Raw genomic sequence first — 17,245 nt, forward strand, 5'->3', positions numbered from 1 at the left:
TGTATTGAACCCGCGCAATTAAGCAGGTGGGCAACTCGCTCTAACTGAAGCTGTTTCCGTGTGAGACGGCCTACATGCTGTTAGAAGACTTTTGTTTCCCTAATAATACAAAAAATAGTCGGTCAACACTTAAGTGTGAAGTCGTACACCACAGCGTTTCTATGTTTATATGATACCACTTTTTCAAAAAAAATCAAGAGGAAAATGCAATTATTTGAAAAGGATTTCACAAGTCTCGTAATTTATCGATGGTTTCCTTGCGTTGCGCCAAGGCCCGTTCGTATTTGCCAGTATCCTCTGGAGTGAAATAGTGCTGGTCTTTGATTTTTTCTGGCAAATAGTCTTGCTTGATCCAGTTTCCAGGATAGTTGTGTGGATAGAGATAGTTTTGCGCGTTGCCCAGTTCTTTGCTACCACTATAATGACCATCGCGCAGGTGTCGTGGGATGGGTAAATGACCTGATGTTTTGAGATCAGCCAGAGCCTTGTCCATCGCGACATAGGCTGAGTTGGATTTTGGAGAGAGGGCCAAATCAATCACCACATTTGCAATGAGGATGCGAGCTTCTGGGAACCCAATTTTTTGGGCAGCGTCTAGAGCAGTTACAGTATGGATCTGGGCTTCAGGATTGGCCAAGCCGATATCTTCATAAGCGATAACAGTCAAGCGACGAGCGAGACTAGGAAGATCCCCAGCCTCAATCAAGCGGGCAGCATAGTGGAGACTGGCATCGACATCCGAGCCACGGATGGATTTTTGTAGGGCTGAGAGGACATCGTAGTGACCGTCCCCATCCTTGTCCATAGTAATGTAACTCCTCTGCAGGCTATTTTCCATGATATCAAGAGTGATATGACGGATGCCTTTGTCATTCTCGGGAGTAGAGAGAACAGCCAGATCCAGCGAGTTAAAGGCAGAACGCAGATCTCCATTTGTAGAGGTCGCGATGAAATCCAGTGCATCATCATCTAACTCAACTGGGAAATCAAAACCTCGTTCAGGGTCAGTTAGGGCGATTTGAATCGCTTCTTTGACATCTTGATTAGATAAAGGTTCCAGTTCAAAAATCTGAACACGACTGCGAATGGCTGGAGTGACAGAAAAGAAGGGATTTTCAGTCGTAGCCCCAATCATGATGACCAGACCACTTTCTAAGAGGGGAAGTAGAAAGTCTTGTTTGGTTTTATCTAGTCGGTGAATCTCGTCTAGCAGGAGGACCAATCCACCAGAGAATTTAGCTTCTTCGGCGATTTCTTGTAGTCGCTTTTTACTATCCACTGTCGCATTAAAGGTCCGAAAGGCATACTTGGTCGTTCCAGCGATGGCAGAGGCAATACTGGTCTTGCCAATACCTGGAGGTCCGTAGAGAATCATGGAGGACAGACGATTGGCTTCCACCATGCGACGGATAATTTTTCCAGGTCCGACCAGATGCTCCTGACCGATGACCTGGTTGATGGTTTTTGGGCGCATGCGAAGCGCGAGATTGTCTGGCATAGCAGTCCTTTCTAACATGGATTTTCTGATGTATATGTGGTAAGATGGTAGTATCTATTTTAGCATATTTCCGAGCAATCGGGGCGATTTAAGAGTCGCATAGAAAGAGGACAAAATGGCAACATACGGATTTTTAGATGTTTTAGAGGAGGAGTTGGACAAGAACTTTCCCTTTGACTTTGAGATTAGTTGGGACAAGCGCAATCACGCGGTAGAAGTGAGTTTTTTACTAGAAGCGCAAAACGCTGCTGGTGTAGAGATGCTGGATGAGGACGGAGAGGTTTCTTCGGATGACATTCTCTTCGAGGAAGCAGTCCTTTTCTACAATCCTACCAAGTCAACAGTTAACGCAGAAGACTATTTAACAGTCATCCCTTACCTACCTAAAAAAGGATTTTCTCGTGAGTTTTTAGCTTATTTTGCCCTTTTCCTCAAAGATACTGCCGAGATTGGGCTGGATGCGCTTGTGGACTTTTTGGAAGACCCAGAAGCAGAGGAATTCGTCATGGAATGGAACCAAGAAGTCTTTGAAGAAGGGAAAGCAGGCTTGGAAGAAGGAGAGTTTTATCCTTATCCGAGATACTAGAGACTAGGGGAGAAAGTATATGAAGAAAATAGTCTTGTCTTTTATTTCTGGTCTGTCCTTTGTTTTTTTGATGCTGGGATTTGTTTTTGGGACGATTGCCTTTAAAGAGCTAGGTTTCTCGTTAGTCTTTGTTCCAGGCTATCTATTTACTTTTCTCAGCATTTATCTGATATTTATCCTTCATGAGCTAGGTCATGCATTTTGCGGTTACCTGACAGGCTATCGCCTGGTGGCTTTTGGATTAGGAAACTTTCTTTTGACCAAAAAGTCAGGCAAGTTTCATCTGAGTCGAACAGCCGTTCTGAAAAATATTGGTGCTCAATATATTGGATTAAAAGAAGATGAAAGCGATCAAAGAATCATCCTGATGCTTGCAGGAGGCTTGATGGTTCATCTTGGTTTGATTTTATTGGCTCTATTGTATGGAATTTTGACAGCTAACTGGTATTTTGCAGCTACTTGGATTTGTCTAAATCTATCTTTTCTTCTCATCAATGCTAAGCCAGTTGGGATTACCGATGGAGCGAAAATCTGGGAATTGCTACAACATCCTGGAAATACGAAATACGCCTACTCGGTGTTGAGGCATTCTGCTCAGACCTTGCTAGCTCCTCAAGAGTATGATTTGAAAGACTTTATCATTCCTGTTGATGAGGATGTGAGAGGGAGTTTTGCTGAAAGCATTCAGATTTTTCAGGGACTAGTATTCATATTGGATGATAATATAGAACTTGCTAAGCGACAGTTTCAGTCTTTGCTAGAGAAAACAGATAATCCAATGTCTAAAACGATTTCTCAATTATATCTTCTTCAAATTGCCTTGCTAGAAGAAGATCATGAAAAAGCGGAGGAGTATGCAAGTAATCGAGGAGTTAAATCCTTTTTGTCTCTAAAAATGGCAGACATGCAGAGCATTCAAGCCTGGTATCAATTTAAGGTAAGGAACGATATGGCTCAAACTCGCAAGGCTATGAAGATTGCTAGACAGAAAATGGATAGCAGTAGAATGTTGCGAGATGAGAAACGCTACTATGAAAACTGGTTAGCAGAGTTGGAGAAAGAATTATCCGAAGGAGTCTGATATGGAAATAGAAATTTCTGATTTTACAGGTTGCAAAATTGCCCTCTTTTGTGAGGATAGGATTTTAACTATCTTACGCGATGACAAAGCAGACATTCCATACCCTAATACCTGGGAATTGCCAGGTGGCGGACGAGAGGGTGATGAAAGTCCTTTTGAGTGCGCAGCGCGTGAAGTTTACGAAGAACTGGGAATTCATCTGACTGAGGATTGTCTGATTTGGAGTAAGGTGTACCCAAGCATGCTTTTTGAGGGGAAGGAATCCGTCTTTCTAGTTGGTAAGTTGGCTCAGGAACAATTTGACAAGATTGTCTTTGGTGACGAAGGACAGGGATATAGACTGATGAGCATTGACGAATTTCTTGACTCAGGCAAGGTTGTGCCCCAGTTGCAGGATAGGGTGAGAGATTATTTGGAGGAGAATAACTACAAGATATGAGTAAATTAACATATAAGTCATATTCATGGGATAAAGACTTTGAAATCAAAGGATATTTTTCTGATAATAAATCAAAGGTAGTTAGCTCTGAAGCAAATAGTGGTATTTTGACATACTCACCTAATGAGATTGTATTAGAAATTTTTGGGGAATTTCCAAATGACGAGGCTATATCTATTAATTTTGGTAATCCTGCTGATAAAATATATGGATTTGATTCCTCAGGCAATCTATTAATTTTGGAATCTTATGGCAGTCCGTATGGAACAGGTAGCAGTTCAGGATTTCCAATGAAAAAATATAGGATAAAGACTTTTAAAATTTTTGAGATAAATTATCAATGGCTTCCAAATACGAATAATTTCAAAGACTTGATAGTTGAATTGATTGACGAATTGGAAGATACTAAAGTCCAGTATTACCAATTCTCTTTTGATCATTTAGCAGATTGGATTGGTAAACCAATTATAAGTACGGAACGTGATTTCGAACAAAAAGATTTTAATATAGAGGTTAACATCTCAGATTATCCATTGACGGAAGTTTTGATAACATCAGAGGATTTGAAATTTAAAGATGTGCCTAGTTATATTTTTTCTTATGATGCACTTAGTGTAGAACCATCTTATAGAATTCACTTATCTTCTCCTACAGATAGAAAGGTCTCTTTTCAGAAATGTTATGATACTTCAATACGGATTAAAGAATTAGTTGAGATGTTATCTGAAAAGCCTTTATCTTTTGAAACGATTGAATTTTTGTGCGAAAAACGTAAGGATAACAACTGGTCTATAATTAGGGGGAAATATTTTGTACAACATTCAAGAAAAAACATTAAATGGGATAAGTATGAACTACACAAAATTTCACTTAATAAACTAGGTGACAATTTTGAAGCTATTATAAATAATTGGTTCGATAAAAGTGAGCAATTAGAATTTATTGTTCGAAGTTTTACAGCCAATTTGCATGGTACTCCTTATCTTGAAGATAGTTTTATAGATTCCATTCGTAATTTAGAAGTATTTGCTAGAAATTTTCGAGGTGAACAACAAGCTGATATTTCTAAAGAAGAAGATATAAATAAACAAAGAGTTTTTGATTTTATTAATAAAAATATTGATGAGAGTTTTAAAAAAATCTTTAGGAATAGGTTGAAATATCAGAGACAGGATAGTGACTTGAGAAAGAAATTACTGGATTTATTTACTAATGTCCCAGGAAAAATAGGGAAGAATAAACTTACTGAGACCTCCATTTCTAGTATTGTTAAAAAGTTGTATGACAGTCGTAACTACTATATTCATGGAGATGAGAAATCAAAATATAAAAATCTAGTAACAGACTTCAATGAAATGTATGAACTTCGTACATTGTGTCAAGAGGTATTACGTTTCTACATATTTCAGGAACTTGGATTAGAATATGACGAGGAGTATTAATAAAATGGAAACATGGCAAGAGTTAAAAGTTACAGTGAAGCGTGAGGGAGAGGAGCTGGTCTCCAATCTCTTGATTGAGCTGGGGGCGCAAGGTGTTGCGATCGAAGACAGCATGGACTATGTGGGAAATGTCGAACGTTTTGGTGAGATTTTCCCAGAGGTCGAGCAACAAGAAGAAATCATAGTGACAGCCTACTATCCTGATACGATTGATGTGGCAGTGGTTGAGGCGGACTTGCAGGCTCGCCTAGCAGAATTGACAGACTTTATGGATCTAGGAGATGTCAAGATGGGTACAACAGCCTTGGCTGAGGAAGACTGGGCTGACAACTGGAAGAAATACTATGAGCCAGCTCGCATCACTCATGACTTGACCATCGTGCCGTCTTGGACGGACTACGAGGCGACTGCTGGAGAAAAGATTATCAAGCTGGATCCTGGGATGGCTTTTGGTACTGGGACCCATCCAACCACTAAGATGAGCCTTTTTGCCTTGGAGCAGGTTCTTCGTGGTGGTGAAACGGTGCTAGATGTGGGGACTGGTTCAGGTGTCCTTTCTATTGCCAGCTCACTTCTTGGCGCTAAGGAAATTTTCGCCTATGACCTGGATGATGTGGCGGTTCGTGTCGCTCAGGAAAATATTGAGCTCAACCCTGGCATGGAAAATATCCATGTAGCAGCTGGAGATTTGCTCAAGGGTGTTGAGATTGAGGCAGATGTGATTGTGGCTAATATCTTGGCGGATATTCTCATTCATCTGACAGAGGATGCTTATCGCTTGGTCAAGGATGAAGGCTACCTGATCATGAGTGGCATTATCAAGGACAAGTGGAACATGGTGCGCGAGTCGGCTGAGTCAGCTGGATTTTTCCTTGAAACTCACATGATTCAAGGGGAGTGGAATGCCTGTGTCTTTAAGAAGACTAAGGATATTTCAGGTGTGATTGGAGGCTAGCATGCAACAGTATTTTGTCAAGGGCAGTGTAGTCTCTCCGGTTACCATTGAGGACAAGGAAACCAGCAAGCATATGTTTCAGGTTATGCGCCTGAAAGAAGAGGATGAAGTGACCTTGGTCTTTGATGATGGGATCAAGCGCTTGGCGCGCGTGCTAGATGTGGAAAATCGTCAGTTTGAGTTGGTCCAAGAATTAGCTGAAAATGTCGAACTTCCCATCCAAGTGACTATCGCATCAGGTTTTCCCAAGGGAGACAAGCTGGAGTTTATCACTCAAAAAGTAACGGAACTGGGTGCCAGCCAGATCTGGGCCTTCCCTGCTGACTGGTCAGTTGCCAAGTGGGACGGCAAGAAATTGGGTAAAAAGGTTGAAAAACTAGAAAAAATCACCCTTGGAGCGGCAGAACAAAGCAAGCGTAATATCGTTCCAAGTATCCAGCTTTTCGAGAAGAAAGCAGATTTTCTAACTCAGTTTGACCAGTTTGACTCTATTATAGTAGCCTATGAAGAATCAGCAAAAGAGGGAGAAGTCGCGGCCCTCTTACAAGCAGTCACTGGTCTTGAAAAGGGAGCTAAATTGCTCTTTATCTTTGGTCCAGAAGGCGGTCTCTCACCTGCAGAAATTGAAAGTTTTGAAGCTAAAGGAGCAGTCTTGGCAGGTCTTGGTCCTCGCATTTTGCGAGCGGAAACAGCACCGCTTTATGCCTTATCAGCCCTTAGTGTTTTAGTAGAATTAGAGAAATAAGAGGAAGAAAATGGAACAAAAACACCGTTCAGAATTTCCAGAAAAGGAACTTTGGGACTTAACAGTCCTATACCAAGACCGTGAGGATTTCTTGCGTGCAATCGAGAAAACGCGCGAAGACATCAACCAATTTAGCCGTGACTACAAGGGCAATCTTCACACTTTTGAGGATTTCGAGAAGGCCTTTGCGGAATTGGAGCAAATCTACATCCAGATGAGCCATATCGGTAATTACGCCTTTATGCCTCAGACGACAGACTATAGCAATGAAGAGTTTGCCAATATTGCCCAAGCTGGGATGGAATTTGAAACAGATGCCAGTGTAGCCTTGACCTTCTTTGACGACGCCTTGGTGGAAGCTGATGAGGAAGTCTTGGACCGTTTGGGTGAATTACCTCACTTGACGGCAGCCATTCGTCAGGCCAAAATCAAAAAAGCCCACTATCTAGGTGCCGATGTGGAGAAGGCTTTGACCAATCTCGGTGAAGTTTTCTACAGTCCACAGGACATTTACACTAAGATGCGAGCTGGGGACTTTGAAATGGCTGACTTTGAAGCCCATGGCAAAATCTACAAAAACAGCTTTGTGACCTACGAAAACTTCTACCAAAACCACGAGGACGCTGAGGTTCGTGAGAAATCTTTCCGTTCTTTCTCAGAGGGACTTCGTAAGCACCAAAATACGGCTGCGGCAGCCTACTTAGCTCAGGTCAAGTCTGAAAAACTGTTGGCAGATATGAAGGGCTACGACTCGGTTTTTGATTATCTTCTAGCTGAGCAAGAAGTGGACCGTGCCATGTTTGACCGTCAGATTGACCTCATCATGAAGGACTTTGCGCCAGTTGCTCAGAGATACCTCAAGCATGTTGCCAAGGTCAATGGTCTTGAAAAGATGACCTTTGCAGACTGGAAATTGGACTTGGACAGCGCCCTTAATCCTGAAGTGACTATTGATGACGCCTATGATTTGGTCATGAAGTCAGTAGAACCTTTGGGACAAGAATATTGTCAGGAAGTTGCGCGCTATCAAGAAGAACGCTGGGTGGACTTTGCTGCTAATAGTGGCAAGGATTCTGGTGGTTATGCGGCGGATCCGTATCGCGTGCACCCTTATGTCCTCATGAGCTGGACTGGTCGTTTGAGTGATGTCTATACCTTGATTCATGAAATCGGACATTCTGGTCAATTTATCTTTTCAGATAATCACCAAAGTTACTTCAATGCTCATATGTCGACCTACTACGTCGAAGCGCCATCAACCTTCAATGAATTGCTTCTTAGTGATTACTTGGAGCACCAATCTGACGACCCTCGTCAAAAACGTTTCGCTCTTGCCCACCGCTTGACAGATACCTACTTCCATAATTTCATCACCCACCTCTTGGAGGCAACCTTCCAGCGTAAGGTTTATACATTGATTGAAGAAGGGGAAACCTTTGGAGCAAGCAAACTCAACAGCATTATGAAGGAAGTTTTGACAGATTTCTGGGGAGATGCTATTGAAATTGATGACGATGCGGCACTGACTTGGATGCGCCAAGCTCACTACTACATGGGCTTGTATAGTTACACTTACTCTGCTGGTCTTGTCATCTCGACTGCAGGTTATCTTCATCTGAAACATTCAGAAACTGGAGCTGAAGATTGGCTTAATCTCCTTAAATCAGGTGGTAGTAAGACACCGCTTGAGTCAGCCATGATTATCGGAGCGGATATCTCAACAGACAAACCACTTCGTGATACCATCCAATTCTTGTCTGACACAGTTGACCAGATTATCGCATACAGTGCTGAGTTGGGAGAGTAAATTAAAAGAGTCTGGGACAAAAGTCTAACCTTAAATATAAAAAGCGAACAAAACGAGTTATCTGACACTCAGAATACTGTCTTGTTCGCTTTTTTTCTAATCTATCGATTTTAAAAATTTATAATAAAGAATTCTAAAATCAAAATTTTTTGTTCAGGCCTCTTAAGTTATCCCCAAAAGCTATCTTCTTCTGCTTGATCTGAAGAGAAGAGCCAAACTTCTTTGATTTTTCCGTCTTCAATACGGAAGAGGTCAATCCCGTTCATATTTAGTTCAGTACCATCAGCACGTGTTCCAAGAAAAGTAACATTAGCTGCGATTAAATCCTTATTGTCAGAAACCCAATTTGTTACCACCTTAAAGGTTCCATTAGTTTTCTCAGCAAATGTAGCCAGGTGAGTTCCTAGCTTGTCCTTACCAACAACTGTACCAGATATACTATGAGTACCAGGTTGATGCCAGATAATATCGTCTGCCATCGTTTCAAAGACACCAGGAAAGTCACCAGCAATTAAAGCTTGGTTATAAGCATTGAAAATTTCTAAGTTTGTTGACATATCTATTCTCCATTTCTTTTTTATGATATAATTGTAACAGTTACAATCTAAAAAACAAGTAGACACTTTTTCGATAGCTGGTATCAAAAGTAGTACTATTATTGATACTAAAAGATAAATTTTTTTAAAAAAATAGAAAGAAGATATTTTATGCCAAATAAAGTGAGTGAGTATGGTATTTGTCCATTTGCGACAACGCAGAGGGTTTTAACGGGGAAATGGGCACTGGTAATCATTTATCAGTTGAGTACGGGTACCAAACGATTTAAAGAATTGCAGAGATTATTGCCTGGGATTACTCAAACTATTTTGACCCGTCATCTCCGTCAATTAGAAAAGGATAAGATTGTTCAACGAAAGGTCTATGCCGAAGTTCCCCCACGAGTTGAGTACAGCTTAACCGAAATGGGGCAGGAATTCAGAGTTGTTTTAGATGCTGTCGAGAAATGGGGTCTGGATTATATTAAGTTGCTAAATGCTAATGAGATAGGCAACTGATAAGTCCCATAGAGGGAATGTATTTTTTATCGAATCCCTCAATTAAAAGACAGTAAGGCAAACCAGTAAATTTCCAATCAATTTTCTTGAAACCCTTTCCTTCTTTTGATAGACTAATACATAGTTTGAAAAAAGGAGACTTATCATGAAAAAATTTGTTGCTGAATTAATCGGTACATTTATGCTTGTGTTCATCGGAACAGGAGCCGTTGTTTTTGGAAATGGTCTTAATGGCCTTGGACACCTTGGAATTGCTTTTGCCTTTGGTTTGGCAATTGTGGTTGCAGCTTTCTCAATCGGAACTGTTTCAGGGGCTCACTTGAACCCGGCTGTTTCAATTGCTATGTTTGTAAATAAACGTTTGTCATCTTCAGAACTTGTAAACTATATCCTTGGACAAGTAGTTGGAGCTTTCCTTGCGTCAGCTGCGGTATTCTTCCTCTTGTCTAACTCAGGCATGTCAACTGTTAGTCTTGGTGAAAATGCCTTGGCAAACGGTGTCACTGTCTTTGGTGGTTTCTTGTTTGAAGTCCTTGCCACTTTCTTGTTTGTCTTGGTTATCATGACTGTAACATCAGCAAGCAAAGGCAATGGTGCGATTGCTGGTTTGGTGATTGGTTTGTCATTGATGGCAATGATCCTTGTGGGATTGAACATTACTGGACTTTCAGTTAACCCAGCTCGTAGCTTGGCACCAGCTGTCTTTGTAGGTGGCGCAGCCCTTCAACAAGTATGGATTTTCATCCTTGCCCCAATCGTTGGTGGTGTTCTTGCAGCTCTTGTTGCGAAAAACTTTCTTGGAACAGAAGAATAATTGAAACTCAAAAAGCCTTGCTCCTCATCTTGAGGAACAGGGCTTTTTCGTATGATACTCTTCGAAAATCTCTTCAAACCACGTCAGCTTCACCTCGCCGTACTCAAGTATAGCCTGCGGCTAGCTTCCTAGTTTGCTCTTTGATTTTCATTGAGTATGAGTTTAGCGGTTGTCAATTTTCTCTGGATAAAGATCGTGTTGGAAGAGGCGTTGTTCTGCCAAGCCTTCATACTTGCTTCCAGGTCTACCATAGTTGTAGTAGGGGTCGATTGAAATGCCCCCGCGTGGAGTGAATTTTCCCCAGACTTCTAAATAGCGAGGGTCTAGCAAGTTGACCAAGTCTTTCCCGATGGTGTTGATACAGTTTTCATGGAAATCTCCATGATTTCGGTAGCTAAAGAGGTAGAGTTTGAGGGATTTTGACTCGACACAGAACTTGTCAGGAATGTAGGAAATATAAATCGTCGCAAAATCTGGCTGAGCAGTGATTGGGCAAAGAGAGGTAAATTCAGGACAGTTGAATTTGATGAAATAGTCATTTTCCACATGACGATTGTAAAAGGATTCGAGGACATCTGGTTGATAGTCAAAGATGTAGTTGGTTTCTTTGTTGCCCAGTAGGCTTAGGTTTTTCATTTCTTCTTGTTGTGACATGATTTTTTCTTTCTAATCTTAAACACCACGTTGGTTGTCGTAGAGGAGGGTATGGAGTTGAGGAAGGACGCGGACATTGCCCCAGCTATCATCAGCGGCGATGCGTTCCCAAAGTTCTTTGAGACGGTCCAGTTGGTCTTGGACAATATTGCCTGTGGCCTTGGGCTCAGGATTTCCAGCCGATAAGAAGAGGACATCTGGTTGGTAGCGTTCTTGAATTCCTTTAGCAAAGGCCAAATCGGCGTCATCAAAGACAGGGATTTTAAAGGTGACTTTGTCTGGATCCAGTTGGGAAACGATGAAATCCAAGGTCTCAAAGTTGACTTCCATCTTGGAGGAAGGAGGTTTGGGGCTGAGAGTGACCTGGTCAATATCTTTTAACCAATTTTGCCAGCGAGAACCTTGGGTCTCAACAGCAAGGGTGACACCACGTTCTTTGAGCTTAGTGACCAGTTCAGCCATGTTGGCTGCTAGGATAGCAGGATTTCCACCAGATAGTGTAACGTAGTCGTAGCTTCCCAGTTTATCCAATTCAGCAATGACCTCGTCAGCCGTCATGCGAGTTGGTTTTTCAGAACCATCCCAAGTAAAGGCGGAGTCACACCAGTCGCAGTGGTAGTCGCAACCAGCAGTACGGACAAACATGGTTTTCTGCCCAATAGCACGACCTTCACCTTGAAAGGTTGGGCCGAAAATTTCCAGAACAGGTAGTTTGAGGACACGTTCCCTAGTCATCTAACCACTCCCGTCTAAACTCTGCAAAGGCAGTTGGAGTCTCATAGAGGCGAACGTATTCCAAACGGAGACCGCGTTCGTCTGGCAACTCTTGACTCATGGTTTGGAAAATCCAGTAAACCATGTTTTCAGCAGTCGTGTTCATATAGGGTAGAGTTTCGTTAAGATAGCGATGATCCAAGTGGGGCTCTAAGTAGTCCTTGTAGATACCTTTGATGTCTCCAAAGTCATAGGTCATACCCCGTTCATCTAAAAATCCACTGACAGCGATTTGCAGATGGTAGGTGTGACCGTGCAGGGATTTGCATTTTCCCTCATAGTGAAAGAGGTGGTGGGCAGCGTCGAAGGTGAACTCTTTTGATACCAGAGTTCTGTGAGGATTGTAGACAAGAGACTCCCCAGTTTCCTGTTTGATTTCTTTGGGTGCAAAAAACATTAACCCTCTCCTTTCTGTAAGAGATAAACATCTAAACCATGTTGACGTAAGTGACAAGCTGGGCAATCCCCACAGCCACTTCCGATAATTCCGTTATAGCAGGTCAAGGTCTTTTCACGGACATAGTCAAAGGCACCGAGTTGGTCGGCTAATTCCCAAGTTTCAGCCTTGTCTAGCCACATGAGAGGTGTTTGGATAACAAAGTTGTAATCCATGGCAAGGTTGAGCGTAACATTGAGAGATTTGACAAAGACATCCCGGCAGTCAGGGTAGCCTGAAAAATCTGTCTCGCAGACACCTGTCACGATGTCTTTAATGCCTCGTTGCTTGGCAAGAACTGCCGCAAAGGACAGAAAGAGGTGGTTGCGACCGTCAACGAAGGTATTGGGAACCTCTCCCTCTTTTTGCTCAATCTCTAAATCAGAGGTCAAGGCATTTTCAGTGATTTGCCCCAGTAGAGACATATCTAAGATGTGATGAGGAATGCCCTGTTCCTTAGCGATTTCTCTAGCAACTTGAATTTCGAGATGATGGCGTTGGCCATAGGCAAAGGTGACTGCTTCGACTGTTTCATAGTGTTCTTTAGCCCAAAAGAGGCAGGTTGTGGAATCTTGACCGCCACTAAAGACGACCAAGGCTGATTGACGTTTCATAGTACTCCTTCCAAAGTGGGACATGTTCAGAGCACGCAAAAAGCTCCCTTGAGGGGAGCTAAAAAATACCAAGTAGAGGTTTTTTTTAGCGATGGCATGTCCCAAACATCGTAATATTCTACCTACAGTCTAGCATATTTTTTGAAAAATGGCAAAGGGCAAGAAAAAAGAGACCAAATAAAGCACTTGGTCTCTCGTGTGATTAGCTCAATTCAGCAACGATGGCCTTGATTTGTTCTGCTGTGTGAACACCAGCAACTTGTTTCACCACTTGGCCGTCTTTTTTGAAGAGAAGAGTTGGGATAGACATGATTCCAAAGGCACGAGCTGTGTTTGGATTTTCATCTACGTCCATTTTAACGATTTTCAAGACATCTTCTGAAAGTTCTTCAGATAATTTATCCAAGATTGGACCTTGCATACGACATGGACCACACCAAGTTGCCCAGAAGTCTACCAAGACCAAACCGTCTTTTGTTTCTTGTTCAAATGTTGCATCTGTAATTGCTTTTGCCATTGTATTTCTCCTTTTTTAGTTATATTGGCTTAAATCTTGTTTCATGAGATAGAAGAAGACATCTCCATAAGTCCCATGGTAGTCCAAATCATGACCATTGTAGGTTAATTTTTGGACAGTGTAGTAATCAGCAACGCCGATAAGGTAGGCATGTTGAGAACGTTCAAAGTCTTGGTAAGACTCGAAAGTCATGGTTCTCTCTTGCTTGCTGGCGTCTAGATAAGTAATTTCGATCATATAAAACTCCTTTGTTCGATCTTGACTTTATTGTACTCCTTGAAAAGAGGAATGTCAAGAAAAATGATTGCGCACGCAACTTTTTTAGAAAATCTGATTATGAAATGAAATCAAGACTCGTCTCCAGTCTTTCTTCGACAGCCTTTTGCAGGTAAGCTAGAGTTGTCTGTCCCTCGTCAGTCAGGCAGATAAAACTTGCCCGTCTATCCTGATCGCAACACCGGCGACTAAGCAAACCACAGTTTTTCTCTTCTAGGCGAGCTACCATTCTAGAAACAGCGCTCGGGCTAAGATGGAGTTTATCTGGTAGGTCAATCTGCCGTAAAGATTTTTCATCAGCTAGGTCCAGATAGTAGAGCAGGTAAAACTCTTTCAAGGTCAACCTTTGTTCACTCTGCTGGGCAATAGTTTCTTCCAACAAGGTTTCCATTTCCTTTTGACGGCGGTTGTAGTCAAACCACTTTTCCAAATAGCTCATTGCTTTCTCCTTTCTTTTCAAAGTAAAAATCACAAAGTCATCACTGACTGTCTCTACAACACAAGATGATTGCGCATGCAATGATTATACTACTTTTAACTAATCCTTGCAAGAAAGAAGAATTGCGATATTTCCTTGAAATTTTCTGAAAAAAGAGTAAACTGGTATGCAAGAAGTCTATTTCGTGGAGTTTAGGATGAAATTATATGTTCAATTAATGATTCTCTTTGTGATTTCTCTAATCGGAGAGGGAATCTCTAGTTTCTTTCATCTGCCCATCCCAGGCAGTATTATTGGTTTGATTATTCTCTTTCTAGCCTTACAGTTCAAGTGGCTGAGAACCAGACATGTCAATATGGTCGGGAATTTCTTGCTGGCCAATATGACCATTCTCTTTTTGCCACCAGCAGTGGGAATCATGGAAAAGTTTGATGTCATTGCTCCTTATCTTTTGCCTATCGTCTTGATTGTCTTTTTTGCGGCTGTCATCAACATTATCCTCATCGCTCTAGTGGTTCAGTTTATCAAGAGACGATTTGAGGGAGATTATGAGAAAGGAGATTCCAAATGAGCGAATTTGTATCCAATCCTTTGTTTGGGATTGCATTATCTATTCTAGCTTATCTATTGGGTATGTTGATTTACAGACGTTTCCCCCATCCATTGACAACACCCTTACTTTTGTCAGCTATTTTTATCATTATTTTCCTTAAGGCGACGGGTATTTCTTATCAAGATTATTACCAAGGTGGCGTTTATCTGAACAACTTGATTGTCCCATCGACAGTGGCTCTAGGGATTCCGCTTTATAAGAGCTTTCACTTGATGAAGCACCATGCGCGGAGTATTCTCTTTGGTAGTCTGCTAGCAGTGGTTGTCAATACTAGCTTCACTGCCATAGTGGCGAAAATATTTGGTATGGACTTTTTCCTAGCTATTTCTCTCTTTCCCAAGTCGGTGACAACCGCTATGGCAGTGGGGATTACAGAAAAATTGCAAGGTCTGACCACTGTGACCTTGGTTGTCGTAGTGGCGACTGGGATTTTAACCAGTGTGATCGGGCCAACCCTTTTGAAGTGGTTGAAGATTGATGATCCAGTGGCTGTCGGACTCTCCCTTGGAGGAACAGGCCACGCAGTCGGAACGGGAACCGCCTTTCGATATGGTTCTATAGCAGGAGCCATGGGTGGTTTAGCTATCGGTGTTACCGGGATTCTCTATGTCTTTGTCAGCCCTATTGTAGCCAGTTTGATATTAAGTTAAAGAAAAACCCAGCTTTCTAGCTGGGCATTTTTTATTGCAAATTAACCTTGTTTTTCAAAATATAGTAGGTACCGAGATAGTAGATAGCTGATAAAAAGAGATCGCGCAAGATTTCTGTACCAATCATCATGTTAAAGTTATTTTCAATTCGGAAAAAGATAGAAACATAACCAATGACGATGGCAATGACGATATAGGCTAGAATTCCCATAGCTGTTCGATACTCGTTAAAGAGTTGTCCGATAGAGATGGAGAGGTAAATGGATAAAATCCATGCGATTGAACCGACAAATAGTGATAGGGCATACAGCCAGCCGTAGCTGAGGTAAGGGGAGATGAAGTTATAGAGGGCAGTGAAGTCTTTTTCTATTGGTGTTAAGAAGATGATGATCAATATACTCAAGATAAAGACAATATAGCTTAAGATGGACCAGACAAGACCGCCTAAAAGTTTTGCAGTGATGATTTGGTGCTCAGAGACAGGCAAGGTCAAGGTCAAGTACCCTTGGCGGTCATAAACACTGCCTTTAAATCTTCGGATGATTAAAAAGATTGTTGCAATCCAAAGAGTGACGCTGAGTCCTCCAAAGACTAGTACTAAAAAGAAGATGAAATAAGCAGCATTGTTAGGATTGTAACTCTGGCTAAGACTGTTAATAAAAGCTCCAATCAAAACTGAAATTGCAAGTACCGCACCGTAGAGTGCCAGATACCATTTATTGACATTTTTAAATTCATAACGAACTAGATTCCAAAACATAATAATCTCCTTTGCTTAGGCTTTAAATTCCTGGCGGAAGAGCTGGTCAATTGATTCACCTGACTCGTAACGAATATCATCAACATTTCCTTGGCGGACGACTTTTCCGTCTTTGAGGAAGATGATCTCATCCAAGATTGGCTCAATATCTGAAATCAAGTGGGTTGAAATCAGCACCGTAGAGGTTGGTGAGTAGTTATTGATGATGGTATTGAGGATATAGTCACGGGCCGCCGGATCCACGCCTCCGATAGGTTCGTCCAGAACGTAGAGGCGGGCTTCACGGCTCATAACCAAGATGAGTTGGACCTTTTCCTTGTTCCCTTTTGATAGTTTCTTGAGGCGACTGTTTTCATCAATACCGAGATCGGCTAAAAGGTGCTGGGCTTTTTCGAGATTGAAATCCTGGTAGAAGGTTTTAAAATAGGTTATAGCATCCTTAACCTTCATCTCTTCATTGAGGTAGGTTGTATCTGGTAGGTAGGAGACGATCGCCTTGGTAGCAGGACTTGGATCCTGTCCGTTAATGAGGACACGTCCTTTATTTGGTTGAAGGAGGCCATTGATCAGTTTGATTAGGGTTGTTTTCCCGGATCCGTTTGGTCCAAGGAGCCCGACAATCTTTCCGGCTGAGATCTCTAGTGAGATATTGTCAAGTGCCGCGGTTGCTCCATATGATTTTGTTACATTTTCAAGTGCTAGTAGTGTCATAGTCTTAAACTCCTTTAATATAGTCGCTTAATACATTTGGCAGTTCTTCTTTTTTGTAGCCAAATTGAAGCATGCAAGAGACGAATTGTTGCAGTTGCTCCTCGGAAAGTTGTTTGCGGGACTGAAGGATGAGGTCCAAATCCTCGGTGACAAAACGACCAGTTGTCCGCTTGCTGTATACAAATCCTTCACGTTCAAGGTCAGACAAGGCGCGCTGAATGGTATTGGGATTGACCCCGGCCTCGCTCGCCAAATCTCTCACGGTAGGGAGCTGTTGGTTGGGTTCCAGTTCATGGGAAACAATCTGTAATTTGATTTTTTCCATAATCTGTAAATAAATCGGTTTTGTATTATCAAATGACCAGGACATCATAGTCTC

The 17,245-nt window shown here is 41.9% G+C and carries 23 protein-coding genes; 11 read left to right on the forward strand and 12 right to left on the reverse strand.

All coding sequences use genetic code 11. From position 1 onward, the window contains the following. Positions 1–226 precede the first annotated feature (226 nt). Entirely contained in the window at positions 227–1,498 is a 1,272-nt protein-coding gene (locus I6H78_RS07810) for a replication-associated recombination protein A (protein ID WP_198459318.1), read from the reverse strand. A gap of 115 nt (positions 1,499–1,613) precedes the next feature. Here I6H78_RS07810 and I6H78_RS07815 point away from each other — a divergent pair, with 115 nt between their 5' ends. Genes I6H78_RS07815 through pepF form a run of 7 tightly spaced genes read left to right on the forward strand, consistent with a single transcriptional unit; the run spans position 1,614 to position 8,553 of the window. Beyond that, positions 1,614–2,084, forward strand: coding sequence for a DUF3013 family protein (locus tag I6H78_RS07815; protein ID WP_198459319.1), 471 nt, complete (start codon positions 1,614–1,616; stop codon positions 2,082–2,084). Positions 2,085–2,103: 19 nt separating this feature from the next. After that, a complete protein-coding gene (locus I6H78_RS07820; protein WP_198459320.1) occupies positions 2,104–3,165 on the forward strand; it encodes a site-2 protease family protein in 1,062 nt (353 codons plus the stop codon). A gap of 1 nt (position 3,166) precedes the next feature. Beyond that, positions 3,167–3,604, forward strand: a complete 438-nt coding sequence (locus tag I6H78_RS07825; RefSeq protein ID WP_198459321.1) for an NUDIX hydrolase — start codon at positions 3,167–3,169, stop codon at positions 3,602–3,604. Beyond that, entirely contained in the window at positions 3,601–5,046 is a 1,446-nt protein-coding gene (locus tag I6H78_RS07830; RefSeq protein WP_198459322.1) for an ApeA N-terminal domain 1-containing protein, read from the forward strand. Before I6H78_RS07825 ends, I6H78_RS07830 begins: the two co-directional genes overlap by 4 nt. 4 nt (positions 5,047–5,050) lie before the next feature. Further along, the gene (prmA, locus tag I6H78_RS07835; protein WP_198459323.1) at positions 5,051–6,001 is read left to right on the forward strand and encodes a 50S ribosomal protein L11 methyltransferase; all 951 of its coding nucleotides are present in this window, start codon (positions 5,051–5,053) and stop codon (positions 5,999–6,001) included. A 1-nt stretch (position 6,002) separates the two neighbouring features. Then, entirely contained in the window at positions 6,003–6,746 is a 744-nt protein-coding gene (locus I6H78_RS07840; RefSeq protein WP_198459324.1) for a 16S rRNA (uracil(1498)-N(3))-methyltransferase, read from the forward strand. A 10-nt stretch (positions 6,747–6,756) separates the two neighbouring features. Continuing rightward, positions 6,757–8,553, forward strand: a complete 1,797-nt coding sequence (gene pepF / locus I6H78_RS07845) for an oligoendopeptidase F (protein WP_198459325.1) — start codon at positions 6,757–6,759, stop codon at positions 8,551–8,553. Positions 8,554–8,720: 167 nt separating this feature from the next. On the opposite strand, the gene I6H78_RS07850 is transcribed toward pepF, so the two are convergent. Continuing rightward, the gene (locus I6H78_RS07850; RefSeq protein ID WP_005591134.1) at positions 8,721–9,110 is read right to left on the reverse strand and encodes a nuclear transport factor 2 family protein; all 390 of its coding nucleotides are present in this window, start codon (positions 9,108–9,110) and stop codon (positions 8,721–8,723) included. Positions 9,111–9,260: 150 nt separating this feature from the next. Here I6H78_RS07850 and I6H78_RS07855 point away from each other — a divergent pair, with 150 nt between their 5' ends. Further along, on the forward strand, positions 9,261–9,608 hold the full coding sequence (locus I6H78_RS07855) for a winged helix-turn-helix transcriptional regulator (protein WP_125848464.1): 348 nt from the start codon (positions 9,261–9,263) through the stop codon (positions 9,606–9,608). 145 nt (positions 9,609–9,753) lie between these two features. Continuing rightward, positions 9,754–10,422, forward strand: a complete 669-nt coding sequence (locus tag I6H78_RS07860; protein WP_198459326.1) for an MIP/aquaporin family protein — start codon at positions 9,754–9,756, stop codon at positions 10,420–10,422. A 162-nt stretch (positions 10,423–10,584) separates the two neighbouring features. Here the strand turns inward: I6H78_RS07860 and queF are convergent, their stop codons facing one another. The 7 genes from queF to I6H78_RS07895 form a co-directional block, all read right to left on the reverse strand. Next, positions 10,585–11,076 carry a preQ(1) synthase gene (gene queF / locus I6H78_RS07865; RefSeq protein ID WP_198459327.1) on the reverse strand — a complete coding sequence of 164 codons (492 nt, stop codon included), beginning with the start codon at positions 11,074–11,076 and terminating at the stop codon, positions 10,585–10,587. 18 nt (positions 11,077–11,094) lie between these two features. Continuing rightward, positions 11,095–11,811 carry a 7-carboxy-7-deazaguanine synthase QueE gene (queE, locus tag I6H78_RS07870; protein WP_198459328.1) on the reverse strand — a complete coding sequence of 239 codons (717 nt, stop codon included), beginning with the start codon at positions 11,809–11,811 and terminating at the stop codon, positions 11,095–11,097. Then, entirely contained in the window at positions 11,804–12,247 is a 444-nt protein-coding gene (gene queD / locus I6H78_RS07875) for a 6-carboxytetrahydropterin synthase QueD (protein ID WP_084911470.1), read from the reverse strand. Before queD ends, queE begins: the two co-directional genes overlap by 8 nt. Next, positions 12,247–12,900, reverse strand: coding sequence for a 7-cyano-7-deazaguanine synthase QueC (queC, locus tag I6H78_RS07880; protein WP_198459329.1), 654 nt, complete (start codon positions 12,898–12,900; stop codon positions 12,247–12,249). Before queC ends, queD begins: the two co-directional genes overlap by 1 nt. 202 nt (positions 12,901–13,102) lie before the next feature. Next, positions 13,103–13,417: a thioredoxin gene (gene trxA, locus I6H78_RS07885; protein WP_001029581.1), complete on the reverse strand. Its 315-nt coding sequence runs from the start codon at positions 13,415–13,417 to the stop codon at positions 13,103–13,105. Positions 13,418–13,432: 15 nt separating this feature from the next. Further along, a complete protein-coding gene (locus I6H78_RS07890; protein ID WP_198459330.1) occupies positions 13,433–13,654 on the reverse strand; it encodes a DUF4649 family protein in 222 nt (73 codons plus the stop codon). Positions 13,655–13,751: 97 nt separating this feature from the next. Beyond that, positions 13,752–14,132 (reverse strand): MarR family winged helix-turn-helix transcriptional regulator, encoded by a 381-nt coding sequence (locus I6H78_RS07895; protein WP_198459331.1) that lies wholly within the window; start codon positions 14,130–14,132, stop codon positions 13,752–13,754. A 196-nt stretch (positions 14,133–14,328) separates the two neighbouring features. Between I6H78_RS07895 and I6H78_RS07900 the strand changes: the two genes are divergently transcribed. After that, complete coding sequence (locus tag I6H78_RS07900; RefSeq protein ID WP_143952424.1) at positions 14,329–14,703, forward strand: CidA/LrgA family protein; 375 nt, start codon at positions 14,329–14,331, stop codon at positions 14,701–14,703. Then, complete coding sequence (locus I6H78_RS07905) at positions 14,700–15,395, forward strand: LrgB family protein (protein ID WP_198459332.1); 696 nt, start codon at positions 14,700–14,702, stop codon at positions 15,393–15,395. Before I6H78_RS07900 ends, I6H78_RS07905 begins: the two co-directional genes overlap by 4 nt. 31 nt (positions 15,396–15,426) lie before the next feature. Here the strand turns inward: I6H78_RS07905 and I6H78_RS07910 are convergent, their stop codons facing one another. From I6H78_RS07910 to I6H78_RS07920, 3 genes are read right to left on the reverse strand one after another with little or no spacing between them, the layout of a single operon-like run. Then, a complete protein-coding gene (locus tag I6H78_RS07910; protein ID WP_198459333.1) occupies positions 15,427–16,155 on the reverse strand; it encodes a hypothetical protein in 729 nt (242 codons plus the stop codon). A gap of 15 nt (positions 16,156–16,170) precedes the next feature. Further along, entirely contained in the window at positions 16,171–16,866 is a 696-nt protein-coding gene (locus tag I6H78_RS07915; protein WP_169446420.1) for an ABC transporter ATP-binding protein, read from the reverse strand. Between the two features lie 4 nt (positions 16,867–16,870). Then, positions 16,871–17,236: a GntR family transcriptional regulator gene (locus I6H78_RS07920; RefSeq protein ID WP_000119117.1), complete on the reverse strand. Its 366-nt coding sequence runs from the start codon at positions 17,234–17,236 to the stop codon at positions 16,871–16,873. Positions 17,237–17,245 lie beyond the last annotated feature (9 nt).

It is taken from the genome of Streptococcus oralis (genome assembly GCF_016127915.1).
Taxonomy (GTDB): Bacteria; Bacillota; Bacilli; order Lactobacillales; family Streptococcaceae; genus Streptococcus; species Streptococcus oralis_BO.

Coding starts and splice junctions, on each gene's coding strand:
- I6H78_RS07810 (WP_198459318.1), bottom strand. CDS start 1,498: ATGCCAGACAATCTCGCGCTTCGCATGCGCCCAAAAACCATCAACCAG.
- I6H78_RS07825 (WP_198459321.1), top strand. CDS start 3,167: ATGGAAATAGAAATTTCTGATTTTACAGGTTGCAAAATTGCCCTCTTT.
- I6H78_RS07830 (WP_198459322.1), top strand. CDS start 3,601: ATGAGTAAATTAACATATAAGTCATATTCATGGGATAAAGACTTTGAA.
- I6H78_RS07915 (WP_169446420.1), bottom strand. CDS start 16,866: ATGACACTACTAGCACTTGAAAATGTAACAAAATCATATGGAGCAACC.
- I6H78_RS07920 (WP_000119117.1), bottom strand. CDS start 17,236: ATGTCCTGGTCATTTGATAATACAAAACCGATTTATTTACAGATTATG.
- queC (WP_198459329.1), bottom strand. CDS start 12,900: ATGAAACGTCAATCAGCCTTGGTCGTCTTTAGTGGCGGTCAAGATTCC.
- I6H78_RS07840 (WP_198459324.1), top strand. CDS start 6,003: ATGCAACAGTATTTTGTCAAGGGCAGTGTAGTCTCTCCGGTTACCATT.
- I6H78_RS07815 (WP_198459319.1), top strand. CDS start 1,614: ATGGCAACATACGGATTTTTAGATGTTTTAGAGGAGGAGTTGGACAAG.
- I6H78_RS07905 (WP_198459332.1), top strand. CDS start 14,700: ATGAGCGAATTTGTATCCAATCCTTTGTTTGGGATTGCATTATCTATT.
- pepF (WP_198459325.1), top strand. CDS start 6,757: ATGGAACAAAAACACCGTTCAGAATTTCCAGAAAAGGAACTTTGGGAC.
- I6H78_RS07895 (WP_198459331.1), bottom strand. CDS start 14,132: ATGAGCTATTTGGAAAAGTGGTTTGACTACAACCGCCGTCAAAAGGAA.
- I6H78_RS07850 (WP_005591134.1), bottom strand. CDS start 9,110: ATGTCAACAAACTTAGAAATTTTCAATGCTTATAACCAAGCTTTAATT.
- I6H78_RS07890 (WP_198459330.1), bottom strand. CDS start 13,654: ATGATCGAAATTACTTATCTAGACGCCAGCAAGCAAGAGAGAACCATG.
- I6H78_RS07860 (WP_198459326.1), top strand. CDS start 9,754: ATGAAAAAATTTGTTGCTGAATTAATCGGTACATTTATGCTTGTGTTC.
- trxA (WP_001029581.1), bottom strand. CDS start 13,417: ATGGCAAAAGCAATTACAGATGCAACATTTGAACAAGAAACAAAAGAC.
- I6H78_RS07900 (WP_143952424.1), top strand. CDS start 14,329: ATGAAATTATATGTTCAATTAATGATTCTCTTTGTGATTTCTCTAATC.
- queF (WP_198459327.1), bottom strand. CDS start 11,076: ATGTCACAACAAGAAGAAATGAAAAACCTAAGCCTACTGGGCAACAAA.
- queE (WP_198459328.1), bottom strand. CDS start 11,811: ATGACTAGGGAACGTGTCCTCAAACTACCTGTTCTGGAAATTTTCGGC.
- queD (WP_084911470.1), bottom strand. CDS start 12,247: ATGTTTTTTGCACCCAAAGAAATCAAACAGGAAACTGGGGAGTCTCTT.
- prmA (WP_198459323.1), top strand. CDS start 5,051: ATGGAAACATGGCAAGAGTTAAAAGTTACAGTGAAGCGTGAGGGAGAG.
- I6H78_RS07820 (WP_198459320.1), top strand. CDS start 2,104: ATGAAGAAAATAGTCTTGTCTTTTATTTCTGGTCTGTCCTTTGTTTTT.
- I6H78_RS07910 (WP_198459333.1), bottom strand. CDS start 16,155: ATGTTTTGGAATCTAGTTCGTTATGAATTTAAAAATGTCAATAAATGG.
- I6H78_RS07855 (WP_125848464.1), top strand. CDS start 9,261: ATGCCAAATAAAGTGAGTGAGTATGGTATTTGTCCATTTGCGACAACG.